The sequence below is a fragment of the Aestuariibacter sp. GS-14 genome, from assembly GCF_006494365.1.
In the GTDB taxonomy this organism is placed as follows: domain Bacteria; phylum Pseudomonadota; class Gammaproteobacteria; order Enterobacterales; family Alteromonadaceae; genus Alteromonas; species Alteromonas mangrovi.
Genome location: NZ_VHIP01000012.1, coordinates 41223 through 64128, shown reverse-complemented (window position 1 = coordinate 64128; position 22906 = coordinate 41223). Strand labels below are relative to the sequence as shown.

At 47.6% G+C, this 22906-nt stretch carries 22 protein-coding genes; 3 read left to right on the top strand and 19 right to left on the bottom strand.

Going from position 1 to position 22906, the window contains the following annotated elements:
• Window positions 1–8: 8 nt before the first annotated feature.
• Window positions 9–983 carry a DUF1852 domain-containing protein gene (locus tag FJ444_RS16345; RefSeq protein ID WP_140960060.1) on the bottom strand — a complete coding sequence of 325 codons (975 nt, stop codon included), beginning with the start codon at window positions 981–983 and terminating at the stop codon, window positions 9–11.
• 337 nt (window positions 984–1320) lie between these two features.
• Between FJ444_RS16345 and FJ444_RS16340 the strand changes: the two genes are divergently transcribed.
• Both FJ444_RS16340 and FJ444_RS16335 read left to right on the top strand, forming a co-directional pair.
• Entirely contained in the window at window positions 1321–2442 is a 1122-nt protein-coding gene (locus tag FJ444_RS16340; protein ID WP_140960058.1) for a glycoside hydrolase family 43 protein, read from the top strand.
• An 89-nt stretch (window positions 2443–2531) separates the two neighbouring features.
• On the top strand, window positions 2532–3491 hold the full coding sequence (locus tag FJ444_RS16335; protein ID WP_140960056.1) for an alpha/beta hydrolase: 960 nt from the start codon (window positions 2532–2534) through the stop codon (window positions 3489–3491).
• A gap of 39 nt (window positions 3492–3530) precedes the next feature.
• Here the strand turns inward: FJ444_RS16335 and FJ444_RS16330 are convergent, their stop codons facing one another.
• The 3 genes from FJ444_RS16330 to FJ444_RS16320 all read right to left on the bottom strand — a co-directional run bounded on the left by FJ444_RS16330 (window position 3531) and on the right by FJ444_RS16320 (window position 7316).
• Complete coding sequence (locus FJ444_RS16330; RefSeq protein WP_140960054.1) at window positions 3531–4145, bottom strand: class GN sortase; 615 nt, start codon at window positions 4143–4145, stop codon at window positions 3531–3533.
• Window positions 4142–6253: a marine proteobacterial sortase target protein gene (locus FJ444_RS16325; RefSeq protein WP_140960052.1), complete on the bottom strand. Its 2112-nt coding sequence runs from the start codon at window positions 6251–6253 to the stop codon at window positions 4142–4144. Before FJ444_RS16325 ends, FJ444_RS16330 begins: the two co-directional genes overlap by 4 nt.
• Window positions 6254–6395: 142 nt before the next feature.
• A complete protein-coding gene (locus tag FJ444_RS16320; RefSeq protein WP_181405195.1) occupies window positions 6396–7316 on the bottom strand; it encodes a sulfotransferase in 921 nt (306 codons plus the stop codon).
• Window positions 7317–7510: 194 nt separating this feature from the next.
• On the opposite strand from FJ444_RS16320, the gene FJ444_RS16315 reads away from it, so the two are divergent.
• Window positions 7511–7969, top strand: a complete 459-nt coding sequence (locus FJ444_RS16315; protein ID WP_140960048.1) for an RDD family protein — start codon at window positions 7511–7513, stop codon at window positions 7967–7969.
• Window positions 7970–8019: 50 nt separating this feature from the next.
• Here the strand turns inward: FJ444_RS16315 and FJ444_RS16310 are convergent, their stop codons facing one another.
• The 15 genes from FJ444_RS16310 to FJ444_RS16240 form a co-directional block, all read right to left on the bottom strand.
• Window positions 8020–8790, bottom strand: a complete 771-nt coding sequence (locus FJ444_RS16310) for a gluconate 2-dehydrogenase subunit 3 family protein (protein WP_140960046.1) — start codon at window positions 8788–8790, stop codon at window positions 8020–8022.
• A gap of 1 nt (window position 8791) precedes the next feature.
• On the bottom strand, window positions 8792–10471 hold the full coding sequence (locus FJ444_RS16305) for a GMC family oxidoreductase (protein WP_140960044.1): 1680 nt from the start codon (window positions 10469–10471) through the stop codon (window positions 8792–8794).
• Window positions 10471–11169: a DUF1080 domain-containing protein gene (locus tag FJ444_RS16300; RefSeq protein ID WP_140960042.1), complete on the bottom strand. Its 699-nt coding sequence runs from the start codon at window positions 11167–11169 to the stop codon at window positions 10471–10473. Before FJ444_RS16300 ends, FJ444_RS16305 begins: the two co-directional genes overlap by 1 nt.
• 222 nt (window positions 11170–11391) lie before the next feature.
• Window positions 11392–11874: a glutathione peroxidase gene (locus FJ444_RS16295; protein WP_140960041.1), complete on the bottom strand. Its 483-nt coding sequence runs from the start codon at window positions 11872–11874 to the stop codon at window positions 11392–11394.
• A 24-nt stretch (window positions 11875–11898) separates the two neighbouring features.
• The gene (locus tag FJ444_RS16290) at window positions 11899–12573 is read right to left on the bottom strand and encodes a hypothetical protein (protein ID WP_140960039.1); all 675 of its coding nucleotides are present in this window, start codon (window positions 12571–12573) and stop codon (window positions 11899–11901) included.
• Window positions 12574–12738: 165 nt separating this feature from the next.
• Window positions 12739–12999, bottom strand: a complete 261-nt coding sequence (locus tag FJ444_RS16285) for a TonB-dependent receptor (RefSeq protein ID WP_181405194.1) — start codon at window positions 12997–12999, stop codon at window positions 12739–12741.
• A gap of 452 nt (window positions 13000–13451) precedes the next feature.
• A complete protein-coding gene (locus tag FJ444_RS16280) occupies window positions 13452–13811 on the bottom strand; it encodes an outer membrane protein assembly factor BamE (RefSeq protein WP_140960035.1) in 360 nt (119 codons plus the stop codon).
• Window positions 13812–13963: 152 nt separating this feature from the next.
• Window positions 13964–15649 (bottom strand): DNA repair protein RecN, encoded by a 1686-nt coding sequence (gene recN, locus FJ444_RS16275; RefSeq protein ID WP_140960033.1) that lies wholly within the window; start codon window positions 15647–15649, stop codon window positions 13964–13966.
• Window positions 15650–15726: 77 nt separating this feature from the next.
• Window positions 15727–16845, bottom strand: a complete 1119-nt coding sequence (locus FJ444_RS16270; RefSeq protein ID WP_140960031.1) for a DUF6136 family protein — start codon at window positions 16843–16845, stop codon at window positions 15727–15729.
• Window positions 16845–17408 (bottom strand): ATP-binding cassette domain-containing protein, encoded by a 564-nt coding sequence (locus FJ444_RS16265; protein ID WP_181405193.1) that lies wholly within the window; start codon window positions 17406–17408, stop codon window positions 16845–16847. The genes FJ444_RS16270 and FJ444_RS16265 overlap by 1 nt, the downstream gene beginning before the upstream one ends.
• 154 nt (window positions 17409–17562) lie before the next feature.
• Window positions 17563–18438 (bottom strand): NAD(+) kinase, encoded by an 876-nt coding sequence (gene nadK / locus FJ444_RS16260; protein ID WP_140960028.1) that lies wholly within the window; start codon window positions 18436–18438, stop codon window positions 17563–17565.
• A gap of 109 nt (window positions 18439–18547) precedes the next feature.
• Window positions 18548–19315, bottom strand: a complete 768-nt coding sequence (locus FJ444_RS16255) for a 3-hydroxybutyrate dehydrogenase (RefSeq protein ID WP_140960026.1) — start codon at window positions 19313–19315, stop codon at window positions 18548–18550.
• A gap of 9 nt (window positions 19316–19324) precedes the next feature.
• On the bottom strand, window positions 19325–20326 hold the full coding sequence (locus FJ444_RS16250) for a PHB depolymerase family esterase (protein ID WP_140960024.1): 1002 nt from the start codon (window positions 20324–20326) through the stop codon (window positions 19325–19327).
• A 9-nt stretch (window positions 20327–20335) separates the two neighbouring features.
• On the bottom strand, window positions 20336–21526 hold the full coding sequence (locus tag FJ444_RS16245; RefSeq protein WP_140960022.1) for a homoserine O-acetyltransferase: 1191 nt from the start codon (window positions 21524–21526) through the stop codon (window positions 20336–20338).
• 9 nt (window positions 21527–21535) lie between these two features.
• Complete coding sequence (locus FJ444_RS16240; protein WP_140960020.1) at window positions 21536–22831, bottom strand: GntP family permease; 1296 nt, start codon at window positions 22829–22831, stop codon at window positions 21536–21538.
• Window positions 22832–22906 lie beyond the last annotated feature (75 nt).

Genomic DNA, 22906 nt, shown 5'->3' with positions numbered 1-22906 from the left:
ATTCTGTGTTAGGCGTGGCTTGCAGACCACTGTTCAAGAATGTGCTGGTACGGCTTAATAAAATGCTCCTCGGCAAATTTGCCCTGGGCAATAGCTAAGCGGCTGCGCTCTTCCCGGTCGTACACGATATGCGTAATGGAATGATCAGCGTTGTTCAGTGTTGGCTGATAGCATTTACCCGCTACGGCATTGGCGTTGTATATCTCAGGGCGGTAAATCTTCTGAAACGTTTCCATGGTGCTAATGGTGCTGATCAACTCCAGGTTGGTGTAGTGGTTAAGCAAATCACCAAAGAAATAAAACGCCAGCGGTGCCACGCTGTTGGGTGGCATGAAGTAACGCACTTTTAGCCCCATCTTTTTAAAGTATTGCTCGGTAAGCGACGACTCATTGGCCAGGTACTCAACACCCAAAACCGGGTGCTGGTTTTCGGTGCGGTAATACACCTTATTGTCTGACACGCTAAGACAGATCACCGGCAACTTTTTAAAGTGCGCTTTGTATGCCTGCGAACTCACGAAGTGTTGAAACAGTTTGCCATGCAGATCGCCAAAGTTACCCGGCACGCTAAACTGCGGCTGATTCTTATTGTGATTTTGCAATAACACGCTGAAATCGTAGTCGCGTACATAAGAAGAAAAGTTGTTGCCAACGATACCTTCTATCCGCTCCTGGGTTTGGTGATCCAGAATATTCGTTTTCAGGATCTCAATAGACGGAAAGGCGTGGCCGCTGCCCGCAACATCCATTTCTACCGAAATAATTTCAAGTTCAACGGCATAACGGTCGCCATTTGGGTTGTCCCAGTTTGCCAGCGCGTTAAAGCGGTTATTCACCATGCGCAATGCGTTGCGAAGATTGTCCTGTCGCTTGTCGCCGCGCGCCAGGTTCGCAAAATTGGTGGTGATACGGGTGTTGTCTGCTGGTTGATAGTGCTCATCAAAGCACACGCTTTTAATGGTAAACGTAAAATCTGTCTTCATGATGTTCTGCCCGTTTCTCTGGTGAGATATAACCTGTGATGTGTGCCTTGCCGCTAAACCCAGTGCAATTGTGCAGGCCGGTTGCAAGACCACGGTGTAAGTTATACGCGCAACCTATCATGAAAAAAAATGGTTTTATTTCATTGAATGATGAGTAATGTTCATGATTTGTAGAAATGGCAGAATATCTGTGCAATAAGGCAAACGGTGTATCAACGGCTGATATGTCGCTAAATAAGGTAAGTTTACTGTGTGGATTCGTAATGGTTTTGCTGTATTAGTTTGTTAAAAGTTTTAACAAACTAATGGCGTGTCACTTATTAACACGGAGGAGTCCATGTACTTGCCTTTTTGCAATCAATTTAAATTAGTCACGCCACTATGCTTACTAGCCGTTTTAGTCTCTCTGAGCGCCTGTAGTCAGCAACGAGCAAATACTGCAGCACCACCAGTTGTATTTGATAATCCGATAATAAAATACGACAGCCCTGACCCGACAAGAACACCTGGTGACCTCATTTATACCGCTGATCCGGCGGTTATGGTGAAAGACGGCACGGTTTACCTCTATTCAACTCATGATGAACAGACACCGGAAGGGCAAGATTACCGTATGTACGATTATCGCCTTTGGTCAAGCGATGATCTTGAGCATTGGAATAAAAGAGGAGCCGTTTTTACGTACTCAGACTTCGATTGGGCCAGAGGTGACACGAAAACAGGTAATGCCTATGCTCATCACGTGATTCACCGAAAGGATAATCATGGAAAATCACAATATTACTTTTACGCTACAGTGGAAGGTGGGCAAGTAGACGGGGAATTTGGCTTCGCAATAGGGGTCGCGGTATCTGACAGCCCAGAAGGACCTTTTACCGATCCCCGTGGAATGCCTCTCATCAGATTAGAAGATACGGCGCAATATAAAGAGCATTCATGGCGAAACATCGATCCTGCAGTCTTTGTGGATGATGATGGTCGTGCTTACTTATATTGGGGAAACAAACAATTGTGGTGGGTTGAATTAGACGCAGATCTCGTTCATCTCAAAGGGGAGCAGTATGAAAGTGATCAGCAGGGAACAATGCTGAGCCGCAACACAAAAAATGTCGAAATTCACGCCGTTGATACCCTACCTAACTTTGAAGAAGCACCTTATGTGTCCAAGCACAACGGACTGTATTATTTGGTTTATGCCGCGGGATTTCCAGAAAGCCTTGCCTATGCAACAAGTCGGTCGGTTACCGGTCCATGGGAGTACCAAGGCATCATAATGGAACCATTAGCGGGGACTACTACTATTCATCCTGCTATGTTCGACTTTAAAGGAAGTACCTATCTTGCCTATCACAATGCCGAATTACCCGGTGGAGGAAGTTATCGGCGTTCAGTTTGCATAGACAGAGTGTACTTTAATGACGATGGCACCATTAAACCTATAGTGCGTACTTCCAGATAGCTCACTTGAATTTAGTATCGTTTTACATGCATGTCCTGGCTTTCAAGTCTGAAACCGGATGTGCCATTAATTGAGAATGAAAAATTATCATGTTGAAATTCCATTTTTTAGCCTTAGCAAAAGGCCGGTTTTTACTTACTAACGTCTTTTTTCTGGTGGGCTTAACGTCATACGCTGTAGGTGCTCAGACAAATGATGAAATGACCATCATTGCAGAGCCCGCTCAGCCAAATGCAATCGAACTTGGAACGTCTGTGAGCAGTGTCCACTCAGTAGAGGAATCCTGGTACACCCAATACGGTAGTCGGTTTGTTCGAAACGTGACAGTGGCAACGTTGACACCTGTACTTCCTGATCCTGCGAATGCGACAGGTGCTGCGGTCATCGTTGCGCCTGGGGGCGGTTTTCGAAGCTTATCCATGGATAATGAAGGCTGGCAGGTGGCCACCGCGTTGGCCGAGCAAGGAATAGCCGCATTTGTTTTAAAATACCGGCTAAACGAAACGCCTAAAGAACTAAGCGATTTTCAGCACGCGATGACAAGCATGTTTTCGAATGCAGCACGCAAACGGCCAACGTTTAATCCTGACGAGATGAAACAAGCTATTGCACCGCAACTGGAAGATGCAAAAGCCGCTTTTGCGCTCATAAGAAAACGCGCGGATGAATGGCATGTGGATCCGGACAGGGTAGGCATGATTGGATTTTCAGCCGGTGCCATGCTGACACTGTCTACTACCTTGCTTGTTGATGAATCACAGCCGGCTTTCATAGCGAATATCTATGGTCCTTTGGGCGCGGTAAATACACCTGCCAATGCGCCGCCTTTATTTGTTGCTATTGCTGCGGATGATCCCATTTTTTCTGGCAATGACTTTGGATTAATTGAAAGTTGGAGCAAGGCCAAAAGACCAGTGGAATTCCACTTTTATGAACAAGGTGGTCACGGTTTCGGCATGTATCAAAAAGAAACAACCAGTACGGGTTGGTTTAATGCCTTCAGCCGCTGGCTGACTATGCACGGTATGATTGCAGAGTCACCCTTATAGCAACGAAAGACTAACAGACTGGCGAAGGGCTGAAGGCTATTAATTGTTTAACTGTTTGGCTTGCACTATATACCGAAGTGGTGGATTCACATTGAGATCATCGAAGGGATAGCAGGTAATCAGATACAGGGCTTCGTCTGTGGGATTAATTGACCAGTTGTTTGTGCGGGTATCAACGACAAAAATATCTGCAATGGTGTATTGAATCCAGATGCCAGACCGTATCTGGACCCTCAAAATATCTCCAATCGTTAAATTGGCAAGCGCTGCAAAATGCGTGTCTCTGTGACCATGAATAACAGCCGTGCCCGGCTCTCCGGGCAGGGCTGTACCGTCTGCATGGCCAGGGCCAAAAGCCAGGCTGGTACCATGGCTGCCGGATAAGACATAGAGTGATGTTGCTTGCCCGGGAAATACGAGCTTTGCTACTGGCCAGGTGTCGGCCCAGGCCCAGGGTCTGGTATGTTGCCCTGTGTGCAGGGTTTGCTGCCAGGCATCGGCAATCAGATACTGCGCCACACTGGCTTTTGCGTTTATCCAAAGCGTGTTCCCCCAACACATCAGCACAAACGCACAAAGCAACAAACTGAACAGCTTCGCTGAATGACGCTTGACCTGGATTGCCGGTTTCTGAAAACGGGTTAAACTAATCACGCTGAACGTACCCGATTGAAATGCAGAATAAACATGGCCAACACACCCCAAAGACCCAGCCAGAAGGTTAACGTTGCAGAGGTAGCGGTATTGGCAAATTGCATGCGCTGCTGCAATGCGCCATCGGGCATAACATTGGCAACGGGCTCACCAAATAGCGGCAACAACTGCGGCCTTACAGGCGTGTCTTCAATGGCTATCAATGCGGTAAAACGGGTAAGCAGGCTGTGGGGTAATGCCACGTCTAATATCGCATCGCGCACTGAGTCGTTGGTTAGCTGGCCACGTCTGCCCTGATCTTCAATATCAGCCACTTTGTGCCTGGCCCACAGCGCGCCAATCCCGGTTGTAGAAACGGCATTATTGGCCTGAATAGTGGTTTGCCAGGGCTGCTGCGCGGTATTGCCGCTAATATTGATGTGTTGCAGAGGTTGAGATAGTTTTGCGAAGGCCAACAGCGCTTCAGAATGAAATAAATCCGCAGACTGTGAAGGGTAGGGCTCTACTTCCTGTGGCCAGTTAATGTTGATATTGGTGGCCGCAACATGATTGAGCTTATTAAACAAGCGTGACATTTTGCTGTGCACATCGTCACGGTAGCCAATTAACTCATAACTGCCACGGCCTAATTGCGCCGCTTTTGTCATAAAAAACGCATTGGGCGCACTGCCTATGCCAACGGTGAATAATCGTGCGTTGTGGCCGGGTTCGGTTATTAAGTTAAACAGCATTTCTTCGTTGCCGATTGCGCCATCGGTAATAAATACGATTTGTTGCAAGCGTTCCGATTGCGCAAGCTGGCCGTAAGCTTCCTGCAAGGCTGGGTACATTTCGGTACCGCCATCCGCTTCAAGCGAGGCAATCCATTGTTTGGCAATGTGTTTGAGATCGGCACTGGCAAGCACGGTGCGATCATTAAAACGCTGCACCCGATCACTAAACGCAATAATGTTAAAGCGGTCGTTGGGGGAGAGTTGATCAACCGCCAGCGCCAGGCTGGATTTGGCCTGGATCATGGAATTCCCCTGCATGGAGCCAGACGTATCGATAACAAAAATGATGTCTTTGGACAGTGCCTGTTTTACCGGCGCATTAGGCGGGATCATCATTACCATGGCATAGGTGTCGCCATCGGTTTGTTGCTGGAATACTGCTGCACGAGGCTGCGATGAGGCTACCGGTGTCCACTGCAACACGACATCCCGATCCATTTCTACCAGGTCGTTAGTAAACTTAATTTGATATTGTTCAGGCTGCTTTATTACCTCTATGTTGTGATAAAGGCCTTCAATTGAGGCTAGTTCCATACCGGCTTGAAGGGAAAGGTTGAGCTGCAGGGGGTTCTGCAATCCGTAGACAGGTGCGGCGATCATGGCTGGCGTAATGTCGGGAGCATCAGGCACCAAATCCGTAGCGGTTGCCCAGCCAAAAGGGCTGGTATTTATGGTGCTACTGGTGTTGTTATGTGTTGCTTCTGCGGGCAGAGATATACCAGGTATGTAGCGTGGCGTGAGGGTAGTAGGCAGCCGCCATTCAAATACTCCGGCCTGGTACTTAACGGTATCGATAAAGGTTAATTTGATTTCTATTTCTTGACGCGGGCCAATATTGGCGACCTTTTGCGTAAACAGGTTATCGCGCTGTTGCAACGTGAGCGCGGCACGTTTGCCTTCTGAACGGGCCTTTTTATACAAGGTTTCTGCGCTTGCCCGCTCTTTTACTTCGCCAATAATGCGCCGCTCACCAACCTTCATCTCAAGTCGCTGCACAGCAGCCATTTCAGGTAGTGGAAACACATACACGCCTTCTACCCACTGATCCGAATTATTTTTAAATCGCTGAATATAGTCGGTGGTTACCACCAGACCACTAATAGATGCCGTTACCACTGTTTCGAGGTGCAATGAAGGCAACCGCTGTCCGCTTTCATCGGAAAAGGTTAGTTGGCCCGCATGTTCGCTGTCATTTGGCGCTGCCAGTACGTCAATACTGAACAAGGAAACCACCGCCGCAAGCGCAATGGCTAGCAGCCACCACAGCCAGGCTTTGGATTTGCGTTTGGGGTGCGGGTCGAAGATCAGGTGCTTGGGGATACGTTTTGGGTACATAATGACAACAAGTGAATGAACAATGATGTCATTGAATCAAACAAAAGTGTCACCATGAGGCGCTGAACATGGATTAGTAGCAACAAACTATGACGAATTATGGCAGGTTTGGGGCGCAAATCATTAAGCCAGTGCTATGCTATCAAGACGATTTGTACCAAGGGATTTTCCGCTCCAATAATGTTTCCAGTTTGGTTGCTTCGTCGTAGAACAAACTCGCTAGTTCCTGATGCAAGCTCGGCGATAATTTAGGGACGGCTTTGTTGTTTATTTCGCTCAAAGTCTGTGTAATTTTGGTCGTTATCCGCGGAGGAAGCCAGGATTCAAGTGTTTTGCGCGATGAATCAGGCCAGTTTAACCATCTGTCTAACATCCGGCTTCTGGGTTGGGTAGGGACTTTTCCACGTTTACTCATGTCAGGCGTAAATGTATCTGAGATGCCCAAATGACGGCAAATCCTGTGGTAGGTCTCAAGAGGGTGCTTTACCAAATCGTCGTACAGAATGACCAATAACTGGGATTTATCGAAGTGCTGATAATATCGTTCGAGCTGTTCAGTGTATCTGCCCAATCGCGTGTAATGCCAGTCCCATCCCCATCCCGCAGCTACACGGCTGTCCTCGCTTTCCAGCGCCTTTTGTAACGACAGTGGCTCAGTTTGAAATTGCACATTCATGCAGTAATGGGAGTAAAGTCTGGACACCGGCTCCCTCAGGACTGCAATTAACTTTGCATCCGGCGCATGCTGGGCAATGCGTTGTGCAGTTTTAGGGTAATACAAATAGCGCACGGATGCATCGGCGCGAATTTTTGCATCACCGGCATTCACAAAAGCCTGTTCATAATCTGCTTCAGTAACCAGCGAGCGACTGTACTGAATATGAAAATTCATTTTTGGCGACAACGGCCCTGGGTGCGATAAATCTTCGTTAACCAATGCAAAATAATTGGGTTCTTTGTAGGCGGAGAAATACACCTCCGGATGTTGATTCAAATAATCTGCAATCGAGGTTGTTCCGCATTTTGCAGCACCAATTAAAAAGAAATTGGGAACGTTTTGCATAAACAGCATTCAATCCTTGTTTTAGTAATCCGGCTACTCGGCGCGGTTGTTCGACAGAGTATAGCGTAAATCCAGGATACAAAAGCAGCGAATATACGGAAACTAATTTGCCGTTATGTAGGTCAGAAGGCCATGTATTAGCGAGAGCTACCCATCTGTAATTAGTCTTTTATACACTCAATGAAGGAGAAGAAATGTCGATGAGTCAGGAATATGCTGGGTTTTGGTTGAGAGTAGGCGCGGCGCTAATTGACTCAGTATTATTGTTAATTGTGATTTGGCCACTTATGGCCGCTATATACGGCTTGCAATACTGGACCAGCGGACACTATATACTGGGCTTTTGGGATCTGGTTGTAAATTATTTACTCCCCGCCATTGTGGTGATTATTTTTTGGATTTACCGTTCAGCTACACCCGGCAAAATGATGTTGAAATTAACGATTGTCGATGCAAAGACCGGAAATGCCCCTACCAAAGGGCAATATATTGGCCGATACCTGGCTTACTATGTGTCTGCCATTCCATTATTTATGGGTTTGATTTGGGTGGGATTGGACAAACGTAAACAAGGCTGGCATGACAAACTGGCTGGCACCGTTGTATTGAAAACAAACCAAACTGAAGCCGTTAAATTTGACGCTACAGTGTAATTCTCAGCATAACGAACGGAAAACATTCCGTTCGTTATGACTGAATAAATTTACCCACCAACAGGCGTGTAGGCATACTCCGCGAGACCAAGTGAAGCCAGCACATCATCAAGGTGATCCATGGCCTCTTTAGTTGGGCCCGGATAATCCCCTGCAATAGCCACATTCCCCATGTAGCCGATTTCCTTACTGCCGGGCACAGAACAAAAATACGCTGCCAAAATTAATGTGCGCAAGCGATTAAATGCCTGAGCAGGTGGATGGAATTCAACCGGCGCATCTTCGGTACCAAATGCAATGGTATTCAGGATGACCATTTGACGGGCATTATCCAGTGCTGAAAATGGCTCACTATGCAGTAAAATAGCTTCGTCATCCAGCCAGATTAACAACCGTAATATGGTATCGCGATCGCGCTGCTGCCCGCTGTAGGGGGCACTTATCCATTCATCCACTACGTGAGGCGCGCCTATTTCAAGCGCTCCCGGCTGCCCGTTTTCCGCTGGTACCAACACATTACTGATACGGGCAACGAGCTGTAATTGCGCCTCGCTGAGTGTTTTTGGCCAGGGCGACGTGGGAGGAATGATGAGATTGGGGTCTTTCCCATAACCTTTTAGTACGATGGGCTGTATGTCTGTAGTGGGCCAGTGACCTGCTTGTGGTGTGGCGTTTTGCAACGCTGCTGTGCCCGTTTCAGGTGTGCTGGTACAGGCTGCCAGGCCAGGCACGGCAGCGCCTGCCACCATTAACCCGAAAAGCTTCAAAGACTCACGGCGAGTCATTTGCGGGAGCCTGGATGCGAAGGGTGAGAGCGACATATTACAAGGCTCCTTTGTGAAGTTGGTTGGCCAGCCAGTTTGCGTTGCGCATTGCCAGCGTTAATATGGTGAGGGTGCAGTTTTTATGAGGATTGGAGGCGAATACACCACCGTCCATGACAAACAAATTCGGACAATCCCAGGTTTGCCCCCATTGATTAGTTACCGAATCCTCTTTCGACTCACCCATGCGAGTTGTGCCCACTTCATGAATTATTTGCCCCCCTTTGGCAATAGCTTGCTCGGGTGAGGGCAAATCACCTACCGTCGCCCCCATGGTTTGCAAAAGGTCTTTAGCGGTTTTAAGGCCATGTGCAACCTGATTTAATTCGTGCTCAGACCATTTCCAATGGAATCGCGCAACCGGAATACCCCATTTGTCGGTGACATCCGGGTCGATGTCCATGTAACAGTCGGGGTTCGGTAACATCTCGCCGCGCAGTGCAAAATACACAAACGCACCATAATTGGCTTTGGCTTCGTCTTTCAGGGCTTTTCCGTAGCCTTTAAAGTCGCCGGATACCCAGGCTCCCGGTTCTCGAAATCCGCTGCCTATTTCAAAGTGATAACCCCGCGGGAAATTCAGTTCGCCGTTTTCCTGTGCTTTGTGGCCCCACCAGGGAATAAACAAATGATTGGCGGTATGTCCGTCTTCATTATAGCGAGGGCGATTGCGCAGGGCGGGGATGGTTGCACCGAGTCCTGCACCGGTAGAATCCATCAGATTCTTACCCAGTTGCCCGCTTGAATTTGCCAGTCCCTGGGGATGGGAGTCAGACGCAGAATTGAGCATGATACGCGCACTTTCACAGGCACTGGCGGCTAAAATAACCACCCGGGCAGGGAGTGTTAACTGCTCACTACTGGTTTTATCAATATAGGTTACCCCGGTAACCTGTCCGTTAGCATCGGTAGTAACCTGCTTCACCATGGCATTGGTGATCACGGTTAAATTGCCGGTTTTATGTGCCATGGGTAGTAATGAGGTGGTTGTTTGAAATGCCGCTCCAATGGAGCAGCCATGCCCACATGGCGTGGCATAGAAGCAGGCTGCGCGATCGTCTTTGGGGCGCGTTAATACGGCTCGGTGCATGGGTACCGCTTTGAGCCCCAGCTTATTGGCTGCTGCCGCTACCAGTAATTCCGGTACGCGTGGCGCTGGTGGTGGTTGCAACACGTCTGGTGCGGAATCTGGCATGTCGTCGAGGCCCGTGTTGGTGCCACACACGCCTACCAGCGCTTCTGTTTTATCGTACCAGGGCGCAATGTCACTGTATTCGAAAGGCCAGTCTGCGCCCAGACCATCTCGTGACTTACCTTTAAAATCGTGCTCACTGAACCTTAAAGAATAGCGACCCCAGTGGTTGGTGCGACCGCCAAGCATGCGAGCCCGCCACCATAAAAATTCGGAGTCTTCGTCGGTAGTGTAGGGTTCATCAGGTACCGTCCATCCACCGTCAACTGTGGCATCATAGTAGCCAAAATCTTTGTCGGTATTGCCAGACGCCATGAGTGGCGCATCGGCATTGCGTTTGAACATGGGGGTTTCAGTTTTGGGATCATAGTGGCGACCGGCTTCCAGCAGCAGTACCTTGATGCCTGCTTTGGTCAGTTCGTAGGCTGCCATGGCGCCGCCAGCACCAGAACCAACAATGAGTACGTCGTAATCCGCCTTGCTCATTAATGCAGCTCCCTGATTTTGATATTCTTAAACCACACTTTGTCACCATGATCCTGCAAGCCAATATGCCCCTGGGGTTGTTCTGCAAAACCCTGCCAGTTGGCAAATTTACTGGCAGCAACCAGCTTGTCCCAGGTGGAAGAGTGCATCACAATGTGAACGGTCATTACGCCATTTTGCCAAACCTGTAGCACATCATTGTTCAGCGAAATGGTTACAGTGTTCCATTCTCCGGCAGGTTTATATGCGGTTTCCGGCGCGGCTACCATGTCGTAAAGCGAACCAGAACGGTGGGTGTCCAGTTTACTGTCGGCGTGTTTTTCATTGTCGATGATCTGAATTTCCGGCGCGTGGGAGAACACGTATTTTCCGGTTTCATCGGCAAGGAAAAATATACCGCTGTTACCTGCTTCGGATATCTTCCAGTCCAGTTTTAGCTCAAAGTTGTTGTACTGCTGGCGGGTAACTATGTCGCCAGCACCGCCCTCTGTGAGCGTGATGGCGTTATCCTGAATTTGCCATTTGGGGCTGATATCCTGTTGCTGGTAATTACGCCAATGCGATAGGGACTTACCGTCGAACAGCAATTGCCATCCCTGTTGTTGTTCCTGCTCAGAAAGTTGGTTGTCGCTGGCATGAGTATTAATGGCGGTACCCATAAATATCATGGATAAAGCAAAAGCTGGAAGCGCTTTCATTTTTTAGGCTCTCTTGTCTTGGTGCATTCTTGTTATGCATGCAGACTAACACAGCAGATGATGCTCACAACTGTTATTAGCTTGTTAATAAAGAAGATACGACCAGTTTAAGAGGGATTGGGGTGAACCGCAGATCCAATGGAATTGGGTTATTGGGTAGTGCAAGTAGGTAAGGGAAAGACACCGTATATGAAAAATACGGTGTCTCAGGGCCTGTTGTTGCTAGATATTCAGCATGCTTTCAATATCGGCTTTCAATGCTTCGGGTTTGTCTTTAGGGGCATAACGCTTTATGGTTTTGCGATCGCGGCTCACCAGAAACTTGGTGAAATTCCACTTAATACCCTGAGTGCCTAACACGCCCGGCGCCGCTTTTTTGAGGTACTGGTATAGCGGCGTTGTGTTATCGCCATTTACCTCAATTTTTGCCATTACCGGAAACGTTACATTAAACGTTAGCGAACAAAATTCCTGAATGGCTGTGTTGTCGCCTGGCTCCTGTTTGCCAAACTGATTGCACGGGAAAGCTATAATCTCCAGTCCCATGCCCTGGTATTCCTTATATAGCGCTTCCAAACCATCATATTGGGGCGTAAAACCACACTTGCTGGCGGTATTTACAATTAACAGCACTTTGTCGTTGTAATCTGAAAGTGGTACAGACTGGCCTTTGCTGTTGGTTACGCTAATTGTATTGAAATCCATTATGTAAAACCCGTGAGTTAACCATTACTGGTGAGAATTTTGCCATAGAATACGGGATTTTAGTCTGTCTGGGATCGTTAAATTTACATCGCGCTCTAAAATAATATTGCCGGTAAGCATTACGTGTTCATCCAAATGCAGGCTGGGGGTGTCGCTGGTGTTACCTTTATTGGGCCGTTTGAAGGTAATGTCACCGTCTATCTGGCAGTGACCTGTAAAGCGGATATCACCATTTACCGTTTCAACGTTGCCACCTATTGTGATGTCGGAAGCATCCATATCGCCGTTTACCGTTATTAAACTGCCACCAATGTTGGCGTGGCGGCTTAATTCGATATCGCCGTTAACTGTAGTGATGTCATGACTAACGGAGAGATGGTCATTACTCTCTACGTCACCGTTTACTACGTCGATGGACGCAACGTTGCCGTGTTCACCAATACTTACGCCACCATTTACCGTGCTGATGCTGCCAGCGTTAACGTGATCACCCAGTTCTATTCCGCCATTCACGGTAGATAAATCCGATACAGTGCGATGATCATCAATATCGATACCGCCAAATACCTTGCTAACACTGCCGGTATAGTCGTCACTGTGGTGATTACCGCCAACATGAATAACACAGCCAGACAAGGCCAGAGTCAAAGTTACGCCCAGTACCAGGGTTCGGAAAAGAGGAAGTTTAGTGGGTTGCATAATGTGTTCGCCTGCTAATAAAACTTTTTACACTTTACCATTGGCGCAGTGCAAAGCAGACCGCAAATTCTTTACAAGGTGTGTCGACAGACACATTTTTAAACAGTGTATTAAGGTGAACGAGAAACACCGGGGCAGATACCCCGGAGACATGGTTGGTAAAAATCAGAAGTAGTGGTAACTAACCCGAATGCCAACTGTTCGAGGAGGTTCGTAAACAGTAGATATTACGTTGTCTACCAAACCGAGCGTTTGAGTAATAGACTCTACACCTTCGTTGGTAAGATTGCGGGCGTAGGCCATAACCTGCCAATCGCCATCCCTTGTTTCAAACTGCAGCGACGTATCTATGGTAGTTACCGCATCAGCGCGTTGTACCGGTAGATAATCAAACCCTATCCAGCGTTCATTACGATAGCGAGGCAAAATAGTCGAGGGCTACATAGGAGTATGGGCCGGCAGATGGTTCAGATACCTCCTGTGGCGCTGGATTAAAATGATAGGCGGAAATATTGTTTGGGTTATCACTCAGAATCGCGAATGGGAATCCATAGGTCCTAAATAGGTTAGCACATTACCAGCGCCCAGTGTAATTGAATAATCTACACTAAGACGTACCGATAAAGCGGCACTTATGTTGTCTAAAAATTGAGCCAGTATGGCCGCATCATCTGTAGAGGCTATAGAACGTTAACTATCTTGACCGGTCCGATCAAGTTAATTGTCGCTCTATAGTAGAAGTCATGCCGTCGTTATTCTACTCAAGGAATAACGTTTGCACTCGAATGCTTTGCTGATTTGGTATTAACTCGGGCTAATTTTCCCATTCATAAAAAAAGCGACTGGTAGCCGCTTTTCTCAATTCGACCTGGGTGTCGCTATTCTTGATCCAGCGGCGTGTTAAAGTCTTCTGACAACTCAAAATCGCCAGTAACTGTGCTTACTTTTTCATCCACAAATGTAATGACCATTTGCTTCTCGAAGTCTTCACCACGTTTTTTCATACCACGCTTCATTTCGTAGTAGTAATACCAGGTATCTGTATCAAAGGCATCTTTAAGAATAGGGCGGCCTAACACAAATTCAACCTGCTCTTTGGTCATGCCAATTCGCAATTTTTTTACGTCTTTTTCGTCAAGGAAGTTTCCTTGTGGAATATCAATTCGATAAATCCAGTTAGAACAGGCACTGGTAAATACAGTGAGCAAAAGCACAACAATCAGGTGAGACAGCTTCATTAACAGAAAAATCCAATTAAAACAGTTTGTAATCGTTATAGTGGGCCTGCATACCCTAAATTTGTTCTAAAAACGGTATGCCAGACATACTGGACGATGAGCATGCTAATCGCTCCGTGCCAGTACGTCAACTTCGACCCACAAAACATCAATTAGTTCGGTTGGACATTCTCTAAAAGTTCACGTGCGTTTGCCAGTGCATTCGGAGTGATCTTGTCTCCCGCCAATAACCTTGCCAATTCATCAATCCGTGCCTGTGCGGTTAACGCCAGAATATGGGTTTGGGTTTCATTGCCGTCTGTTGTTTTGGTAACAAACAGCTGATTGTGCGCTTGCGCTGCTACCTGGGGTAAATGGGTAACACACATTACCTGATTTTCTTTACCCAAGCGGCGTAGCAATTGCCCAACTATTGAGGCGGTTGGACCACTGATACCAGTATCAACCTCATCAAAAATCAGCGTTGGTGTTAAATCGCTGTCACGGCTAATAACTTGTAAAGCCAATCCAATTCGCGATAACTCACCACCTGAAACGACTTTGTCGAGTCGATCAGCTGGTTGACCCGGGTTGGTCGATACCAACATGGTAATGTCATCTAATCCAATAGCGGCAGGCTTATTGGTTACGTTGTAATTTACTTCAATGGTAAATACGGCATGAGGCATATTCAGTGTACGAATTTGCGTTTGTACTTGTTCAGCGAGTGCAGTTGCCGCTTTTACCCTGCTGTCTGATAATGCTTTACTGGCGTCCATATAGTGTTGATGCGCTGCGGCAAGCTCTGCACTGATTTCATCAAGACGTTCACTATCGGCGTTTAAATTCGCTAACTCTTCACTTAATGCCTGGTGATGTGCATACAGATCTTCGGCCATCACAAAATGTTTTCTGGCCAGTTCCAATGCCTGGCTGTAACGCTTTTCTACCTGTTGCAAACGCAGTGGATCAATTTCCAGATGATCGCAGTAACTGCGTAATTCATGCGCAGCCTCTTCAACTTGAATGGCGGCATCGTTTAGCAAAGCTACAATCGGGGTGAGCGTAGGATCGTGCTCTTCTAATTCGCCCAGTTTATCCATACTGGTTCGAATTGCTTGCAGCGCGTTAAATTCGTCTGATTCGTACAGTGTGTAAAAACTCATTTGCGCTTGCTCGAGCAGTGTCTGACCGTTACTCAGGCGTTTGTGCTCAGCTTCTAACTCGGCAAATTCGCCATCTTCTATCGCAAAATCATTCAATTCCGATACCTGATAACTGAGTAATTGCTCGCGATCGGCGCGTTGTTGCGCCGCTTCCTGAAGTTTTGTTAGCTCTTTGGCCAGAGATTGCCATTTTTGATAGGCGGCTCTGGTTTGTTCCAACGCTTTTGTGTGTCCGGCAAAATCATCCACCAGTTTGCGTTGTACATCGTCTTTCAGCAGTTGTAGGTGCGTATTTTGACCGTGAATAGCAATAAGATGCTGCCCCAACTGTTTTAATTGTTGCAGGGCTACGGGTACACCATTTATAAAAGCTTTGGAACGGCCTTCCTTTGAAATCAAACGGCGAATAAAACACGTGTTGGCGTCATCATCGAGCACTACATCGTTTTCGTCCAGCCATTCTCTGGCCTTCGGGCTATCCAGCAACGAAAAATAGGCAATAATTTCGGCTTTATCGGCGCCTTTTCTCACCGCTGAGGCATCTGCGCGTTCGCCCATGCACAGGCTGAGCGCATCAATAGCAATGGATTTACCCGCACCGGTTTCACCAGTTACCGCAGTCATTCCCGATTCAAATGCAATATTGACTTCTTTTACGACCGCAAAATTTTTAACCGAAAGATGAGATAACATAACTAACTCGATATTTATACAGTATGTGTAAATATATACAGTATTTTGATGATGTAAAGAGGGGGGACGCAATTATTTCACATCACCCACCACAACCCCAGCGCTATGCAGCAAGGTAATACTAAAAAGTATTTTCTATTCAATAAAATACCTGCTTTTGTCGCGGTAAAAATGGCAGCAAGTACATACCAATGTGCTAAGTGAAATGTAGCAAACCACGCAACTGTTGCTAACAAGGGTATACAGTAAAGTGTACTGTATGCCACAGCCATCGCTGTTTGTTGGGGAATACTTACTGGCAACGTGTTTAGGTAGTGTTGGTACTGTGCTTTAACGCCCAGAGTATCGATTAGCTTACTTGCCAGCAAAATACCCACAATAAAACTAAACAGATAACCTGCCGCATTGGATGCTTCAGGCGCAACAGATTGCATAAATACCTGGGCGCAAATCAACAGGATCAATAGCGAAATCAACCTAAGCATGCCTTTGTTGGGAGAGGCGATATCCGCTGTGATAAATAAACGTAACATGCCCGCTGGTAGCCAGCGAACGCGCAGTTTTACGGGGGGAAGTATTTGCTCAGTAATCAGAAGCACTGTCCAACTGCCTACTAACACTGGTGTTGAAAATACACTCATAGCGGGCATTAGCATTAGCGGTGCCAGAATGAGGCTAAACAGCGGGTAGCGCCTGTATAACGCCAACACAATCACCAGTGCGGCCAGTAAACTCACCGCTGCGATAGGGAATAATTGGTGCAGGGATTCCGTAAAAGGCTGAGAGAGTAATTGTTCAGTATTACCCAGTGCCATAATTAGAAAAAGCAGAACAGGGCCCGCTATAAAAATATGCGCAGCATAAAGCGTAACCAGCAACGTTATGATAAAGCGTTGTGGGGCAGAAACGGGCAGGCTGGCATTGTAATATTTGTTCGGCGTAGCCAGAATGCCGTCTTTTTGCAGAACAATCCAGCTATGGGTGAGCAGCAGAAATCCCCATAACGTGAGACCAAATTGATTGGTTGGGGTGTCGGCATCTGCCAGTATGCCCAATGCCAATAACGGGAGTAAAAACAAAGCGGGCAGGGCCATTGGGAACAGGTACACCAAGCCAGCGGCAGCTTGCTTAATACTGTTTAACCAGGCTTCCAGGTGTTGTTGATAAATAGCGAGCCGGAATGTCCAGTAGAGCATTAGCTGATACTGCGGATCTGTTGCATGGGGATTTCCCGCTCGAATGGCACCGTGAGTAGCGCGGTGTCATGACTGGCAATAATAAGCTGACCGGTAAACGCGTTCAGAATGGTATTCATTGCGTTTCTGGCGTCATTGTCGAGTCCATTGGTGGGCTCATCGAGTAACAGTAATTCAGGCTTATGAAGCAGGGCAGTGAGTAAGCTTAGCTTTTTGTAATTCCCCAGTGATAAATCAGCTACTTTTGTTTGCAGGAAGGGGGTTAGGCCAAGCGCATGCGCCATATTCAAATCCAGCTTGCATTTGTGCATATGGCAGTGAAAAGTTAGTAATTCCTGGGCGCTAAAAAAGGTAGGCAACGTTATTTTATTTGCGCTGATACCTATTCGTGACTTGGTTTCAATTGAATTCACCGATAGCTGGTTAAACTGTATCACACCTGAATCTGGCTGCATTAATCCTGCGGCAAGTAGCAATAATGTAGTTTTACCGCTGCCATTTTCGCCGGTGATCACCACACGTTTCTCAGGTATTGCTATAGTTAATTGGCTAAATAAAGCCACGTGCGAAAAACACAAGGATACATTGTTGACACTAAGCAATGGCGGTACTCACAATTTTCGGTTGTGTTGAATGTATATAGAATCACAGCAAACCCGACCATTCCTCAAGCAAAAATTCATTTCAAAGTATGTCGCAGAGCGAATGATGGCTTAATTAATACAGCTTGCTACCCCAGCCCAGCTTCTTACGCAATACGTTGAAATAGTTGTAATCTTTAGGGTGAACCATCGACAATCTGTGGTTGCCCTTGCGCACCCTGATTTCGTCACCGGGTAGCACGGGCAGAACAATGTGGCTATCGCAACTTACCTGCAAGCTGTCGGAGTTAACTTTGGATACCCGCATGGAAACGGTGCTGTTAGCATCTACTACAATTGGCCTGCTGCTCAATGTATGGGGAAACATGGGGACCAGGGTGAGGGCATCTAAATGCGGCATCAGAATTGGGCCGCCACCCGACAAAGAATAAGCAGTTGAACCCGTAGGGGTTGCTACAATTAACCCATCTGAGCGCTGACTGAAGACAAAGTGGTCGTCTATGAACACTTCAAATTCCATCATATGGGCTACTTTACCATGGTGGAGCACCACTTCGTTAACGGCTGAATTGTTACTTTTCAACAGTTCGTGACGATACACTTCCACTTCCAGTAAAAAGCGTTGCTCTACAATGGTTTCACCGTTGTAGATAAGATCCATCTGCTGAACCACTTCGTCGGGGTGAATGTCGGTAAGAAACCCCAGGTTCCCCCGGTTAACACCAACCACATGAATATTAAATCGGGACAGGACCCTGGCGGCTCCCAGCATATTACCATCGCCGCCTACTACTACAGCCAGATCGGCTTGTTTGCCGATGGTTACCAAATCGCAAACAGTAAAATCGTCGCAATCCATTTCTGCGGCAACGGTTTCTTCAACCAGAATTTTGCATTGTTTAGCGCGTAAATAGTCGGCCAGTGCATTTAAACTTGCGTGGGCTCCTTTATGAGCCGCTTTGCCGATAAGTCCAACCGTTTTATAAGGCATATGTGTGTAATCCCCATTTACTGAGGCGACATTAACATATCCGGTGAAGCAAAATAAAGCCGGTGGCAGCGCTATCTGCTATCCACCGGCAAAAATAGTGTTGAAAAGATTAACGGGCAGTCCAGCCGCCATCAAGGATGAGTGTTTGGCCGGTAATGTTACGCGCGGCATTGCTGATCAGAAAATCAGCAGTTTCCCCCAGCTCTTCCAGGCTGATAAAGGCTTTCTTGGGCATAGGCTCCAACATGATTTTATTCACCACATCTTCTTCCGTAATGCCATTTTCTTTTGCCTGGGCGGCAATTTGTTTTTCAACCAATGGCGTTTTTACATAGGCCGGACAAATGGTGTTAATGGTAACGTTGCAATCGCCTGTTTCCAGAGCGATAGTTTTCGCAAATCCCAGCAAACCGTGTTTGGCTGCTACGTAAGCCGACTTGAATGGGGATGCCACTACAGAGTGAATTGAGCCGATATTAATGATACGGCCAAAGTTGTTACTGCGCATACGTGGTAGAAATGCCTGTGTGAGCAGGGCAGGCGCAACCAACATTATATTAATCAGGAGCTGCCACTTTTCAGGTGGAAAATCCTCAATTTTAGACACATGTTGAATACCCGCATTATTTACCAGAATATCCACCGGCGTAGCTTTAAGTTTTTCGGGTAACGCTGCGATACCCGCCGCATTAGTAACGTCAATTTCCACCGGTTGTGCACTGCCACCGGCTGCAATGAGTTTCTCAGCAGCAGCCGTCGCTGCTTCAAGGTTAATGTCAGCTATCAGAATATGATGACCTTTGGCCGCCAAGAGCTCGGCGATGCCGAAGCCGATGCCGCTGGCACCACCGGTAATAAAAACATTATACGAAGACATGAAACATCCTTAGTGTGTGGCAAGATGAGAAATTAAGGCGTCCACTGCTTTGAGCTGCGGCCCGTTTTTGGTGGCATACTGATCACCTGTGTAACCCCACCAGTCCCAGCACCCTTGGGGGTTCATGGGCATCAGCAGTGATTTTTTCGTTTGTGGATACAATACTACAATCTGGTTGTCGTCAGCCCATTGGTTTAAGCCAGTTTGCTCAACATAGGCCATTTTTACTGCATCGGCATATTGGTTACAGCCATGGAAGCTCACGTGAATGCGACAGGCTTCACCGGCGGCACAATCAGCTGGAATATATGCATAAGCGGTGTCGCCCAAGGTGCTGGCATTGTCTCCAGCAATGGCCTGTTGATCCAGAGAGACTACCGAGCCTGTTAATTCGTCGTCTGGTGCGTTTAATTCGCCAAGCAGGGCATTGAGCAATTCGCCGGCTGCATCGTATTCACATTGGCCAATGTAGGGTGAAGCAGAATCAGTGCAGCTTCCGCCTTGCTCCAGCGTTGGGAATACGTGGGCAAATGGCTGATCATTCACATAGGTTAATTGCGTGCCAGGCACCCACTGTTGATACTGGGCGTAAAGTGCATTATTTACAGCACTGTTAACACGTGTATCGGCGGTGCCATGTAGCATCCATACCTGACTGTTTTTTAACCCTTCCAACGGGGCAATAGCTCCCGAATCGGCCCATTGCTGAGCCTGCGCACTCAGCGCTTTAACATCAATCGGCGCATCCACTTTGTTAACGCACTGTCCCAGCGCAATACCAATGTCGTTTTGTGCACAGTAATAGGGGCCAGAGGCGATCATTGCTGCGCCAACTACTTTATCACTGTTGGCAATGTGGTACTGCGTGGCCATGTATCCACCAGACGAAAGTCCGGATACGGTAATGTGCTGCGTGTCCAGATTGAGCGCGGGCAATTTGTCTTTTGCCAGCACTGAATAGGCAGACGTAGAGAGTACCGCACCAATAAGACCATAAGTTAATTTTTGCATGTCAGTGTCCTAATACTGTAGAAACGCTTGAATAGTGTCGGCTTGTTCAGCAATACGCATTACGCCTTCAAGGTGTCCTAGCTGGCCAGACAATTCTGTATAGCGACTGTCTTTGCCATTTTCCAATAAATGTTTGTGGGCTTTTTCTGCCATGTACGGCATAAGCAGTAAATCGGTACTGGCAGGTAAAAACAGGCTTTTGGCTTCCACTGCTGCCAGGCTTTGCTTCAGGTTGTCGCCGTGGCCAGCCATGAACAGCTGACAGGCTCTCACCAGATACAATAGATGGTTAGCATCCATCTTAGCTGCCCGGTTACGCGCGCGCTCATCGAGCCATTTTACAATGGAGTGCTGTTGGGTAATGCTGTTGAGTGGGCCGGTCTCCAGCGGATGATAGTGTAACGCTGTACCCTGTTGATTGAAAAATACTGGCGTTAAAGCCTGCTGCGTGATCAGCATTAACGAAGCGGTCAGCCCGTCGGTAGGAGGCGTACCATTGTAATAGTTGCCCTCTGCCCAGTTTTTATCGAGACGAATAGGGATGGCCCATTGCTCAAGTGCCGCGGTAGTCCAAGCGTCGCTATCGCCGGTACCAATTACCGAAATCATTCGCGGTACCCATTCAGGGTAGCTGGCTGCCCATTCAATGGCTTGCATAGACCCCATTGATGGCCCAATTACAGCGTGCAATTGCTTTATGCCCAGGCTTTCCAACACGGCCTTTTGTACATTCACAAAATCTTTGATGGTAACTACCGGAAAGTTTAACCCATAAGGTTTGCCGGTATCCGGATCGATGGTTGCTGGCCCGGTGGTGATCACATTCTCGTCGTATACATTAAGGTTAACCAGGCTATCTACACTTATTACGAAATAGCGATTGGTATCAATAGCCTTACCTGGGCCGATAATGGCGTCCCAATAACCCACAGCGGCATCATCCGGGTGGTATTTACCGGCAGCGTGGGAGGTAGCAGAAAAATAATGCGTGACTAATACGGTGTTGTCTTTGGCGGCGTTGAGTTTGCCGTAACTTTCCCAGCCGATTTGTAACTGTTTTATTGTGCGCCCGCCCACGGTTTTATAAGTGGGTAAGGTGAACCGCTGTTTAGTGGTTAACAGTGGCTCAGAAGCAGAGGGCGCGGCAATGCTGCACGCGCTTAGCAACAAGGCAAAACAAAGTGCAAGAGTCCTTGCCATGTATTACTCCTAAAAAATACTGAATAACGCAATGGCCATTGCCAAACCTAACAGCGGCACCACAACAGTCAGCGCGGCAACCGAGCCGTAAGCCGCTTTGTGGGTTTCATGGCAGATTGCGCGAATCGTGGTTACAACGTAACCATTATGCGGTAAAGAGTCCAGTGCACCTGATGAAATCGACACAATTCTGTGTAATTGCTCAGGCTCTACGCCCTTATCAATGTAATGTTGTCCGATCAACGGCAGCACAATAGCCTGTCCACCCGACGCAGAGCCGGTTAATCCCGCTATCACACTCACGGCTATCGCAGCACCAATGAGCTCATTGCCTGGAATATTGGTCATCACTTCAACGGTAGACTGGAATGCCGAGGTTGATTTTGCAATGGCACCAAAACCCACTACGGCAGCGGTATTGCCTATAGCAACTAACGCGCCGGTTGTACCTGTGTTAATGGCTTTGGATAAATCGTGGAAGTACTGAAAATTAATTACCATGAGCGTAAGCACACCGCCGCCAAGCGCCACAATCAACGCCAGTTGAGCCAGTGAATCGTGCAGCATAAAGCTTAATACCAGTACAACGATTAACGGAATTACACCGGTAAGCGGATGGGGCAGATCGCGCATGGGTACTTTAGGGTCGGCTTCACGGGCTTCAAATACTTCGCCTTTTGCTATGGCTTTGCCAATCATACGCTTTAGCCACCAGTAGCCGAAGGTTGCCATGAAAATAGCGACTACTAAGCTGACTTCCCAGGCTGCAAAGGGGGACGTGCCAAGGTATTTTATTGGGATCCAGTTTTGGATTTCCGGTGAACCTGCCGAGGTCATCGTAAAGGTTACCGAGCCAAACGCCATGGTGGCCGGGATAAACCGGCGGGGCAGGTTAGCGTCTTTAAACAGGCTGACGGCCATGGGGTACACAGAAAAGGCAACAACAAACAGACTTACACCGCCATAGGTAAGAATGGCGCAGGCCAGCACCACGGCAAGAACCGCGTGTTTAAATCCCAGTTTGCCTACTATCCACCGTGCAACGGCATCAGCAGCACCGGTATCTTCCATGAATTTGCCAAAAATGGCCCCAAGCAGGAACATGAAAAACCAGGCTGCAATAAAGTTGGCAAACCCGCTCATGTACGTGGCCACAAAATTCGCGTCGCCGGTAAATACCGGTAATCCGCTGGTCAGTGCAACAATCAGGGCGCAAAGCGGTGCTGCAATAAACAGGTTCATCCCGCGAATTGTCAGCACTATCAATAACCCAAGTCCACCAACGAGTCCTAGTAAACTCAACATAATGTTACTTTCCTTTAATTAGATTCTGTGACCGCAGATCTTCAGAAAGTAGGCAAAGTTTGGCCTGATAATCCC

Coding starts and splice junctions, on each gene's coding strand:
- FJ444_RS16345 (WP_140960060.1), bottom strand. CDS start 983: ATGAAGACAGATTTTACGTTTACCATTAAAAGCGTGTGCTTTGATGAG.
- FJ444_RS16340 (WP_140960058.1), top strand. CDS start 1,321: ATGTACTTGCCTTTTTGCAATCAATTTAAATTAGTCACGCCACTATGC.
- FJ444_RS16335 (WP_140960056.1), top strand. CDS start 2,532: ATGTTGAAATTCCATTTTTTAGCCTTAGCAAAAGGCCGGTTTTTACTT.
- FJ444_RS16325 (WP_140960052.1), bottom strand. CDS start 6,253: ATGTACCCAAAACGTATCCCCAAGCACCTGATCTTCGACCCGCACCCC.
- FJ444_RS16320 (WP_181405195.1), bottom strand. CDS start 7,316: ATGCAAAACGTTCCCAATTTCTTTTTAATTGGTGCTGCAAAATGCGGA.
- FJ444_RS16315 (WP_140960048.1), top strand. CDS start 7,511: ATGTCGATGAGTCAGGAATATGCTGGGTTTTGGTTGAGAGTAGGCGCG.
- FJ444_RS16310 (WP_140960046.1), bottom strand. CDS start 8,790: ATGTCGCTCTCACCCTTCGCATCCAGGCTCCCGCAAATGACTCGCCGT.
- FJ444_RS16305 (WP_140960044.1), bottom strand. CDS start 10,471: ATGAGCAAGGCGGATTACGACGTACTCATTGTTGGTTCTGGTGCTGGC.
- FJ444_RS16300 (WP_140960042.1), bottom strand. CDS start 11,169: ATGAAAGCGCTTCCAGCTTTTGCTTTATCCATGATATTTATGGGTACC.
- FJ444_RS16295 (WP_140960041.1), bottom strand. CDS start 11,874: ATGGATTTCAATACAATTAGCGTAACCAACAGCAAAGGCCAGTCTGTA.
- FJ444_RS16290 (WP_140960039.1), bottom strand. CDS start 12,573: ATGCAACCCACTAAACTTCCTCTTTTCCGAACCCTGGTACTGGGCGTA.
- FJ444_RS16280 (WP_140960035.1), bottom strand. CDS start 13,811: ATGAAGCTGTCTCACCTGATTGTTGTGCTTTTGCTCACTGTATTTACC.
- recN (WP_140960033.1), bottom strand. CDS start 15,649: ATGTTATCTCATCTTTCGGTTAAAAATTTTGCGGTCGTAAAAGAAGTC.
- FJ444_RS16270 (WP_140960031.1), bottom strand. CDS start 16,845: ATGCTCTACTGGACATTCCGGCTCGCTATTTATCAACAACACCTGGAA.
- nadK (WP_140960028.1), bottom strand. CDS start 18,438: ATGCCTTATAAAACGGTTGGACTTATCGGCAAAGCGGCTCATAAAGGA.
- FJ444_RS16255 (WP_140960026.1), bottom strand. CDS start 19,315: ATGTCTTCGTATAATGTTTTTATTACCGGTGGTGCCAGCGGCATCGGC.
- FJ444_RS16250 (WP_140960024.1), bottom strand. CDS start 20,326: ATGCAAAAATTAACTTATGGTCTTATTGGTGCGGTACTCTCTACGTCT.
- FJ444_RS16245 (WP_140960022.1), bottom strand. CDS start 21,526: ATGGCAAGGACTCTTGCACTTTGTTTTGCCTTGTTGCTAAGCGCGTGC.
- FJ444_RS16240 (WP_140960020.1), bottom strand. CDS start 22,831: ATGTTGAGTTTACTAGGACTCGTTGGTGGACTTGGGTTATTGATAGTG.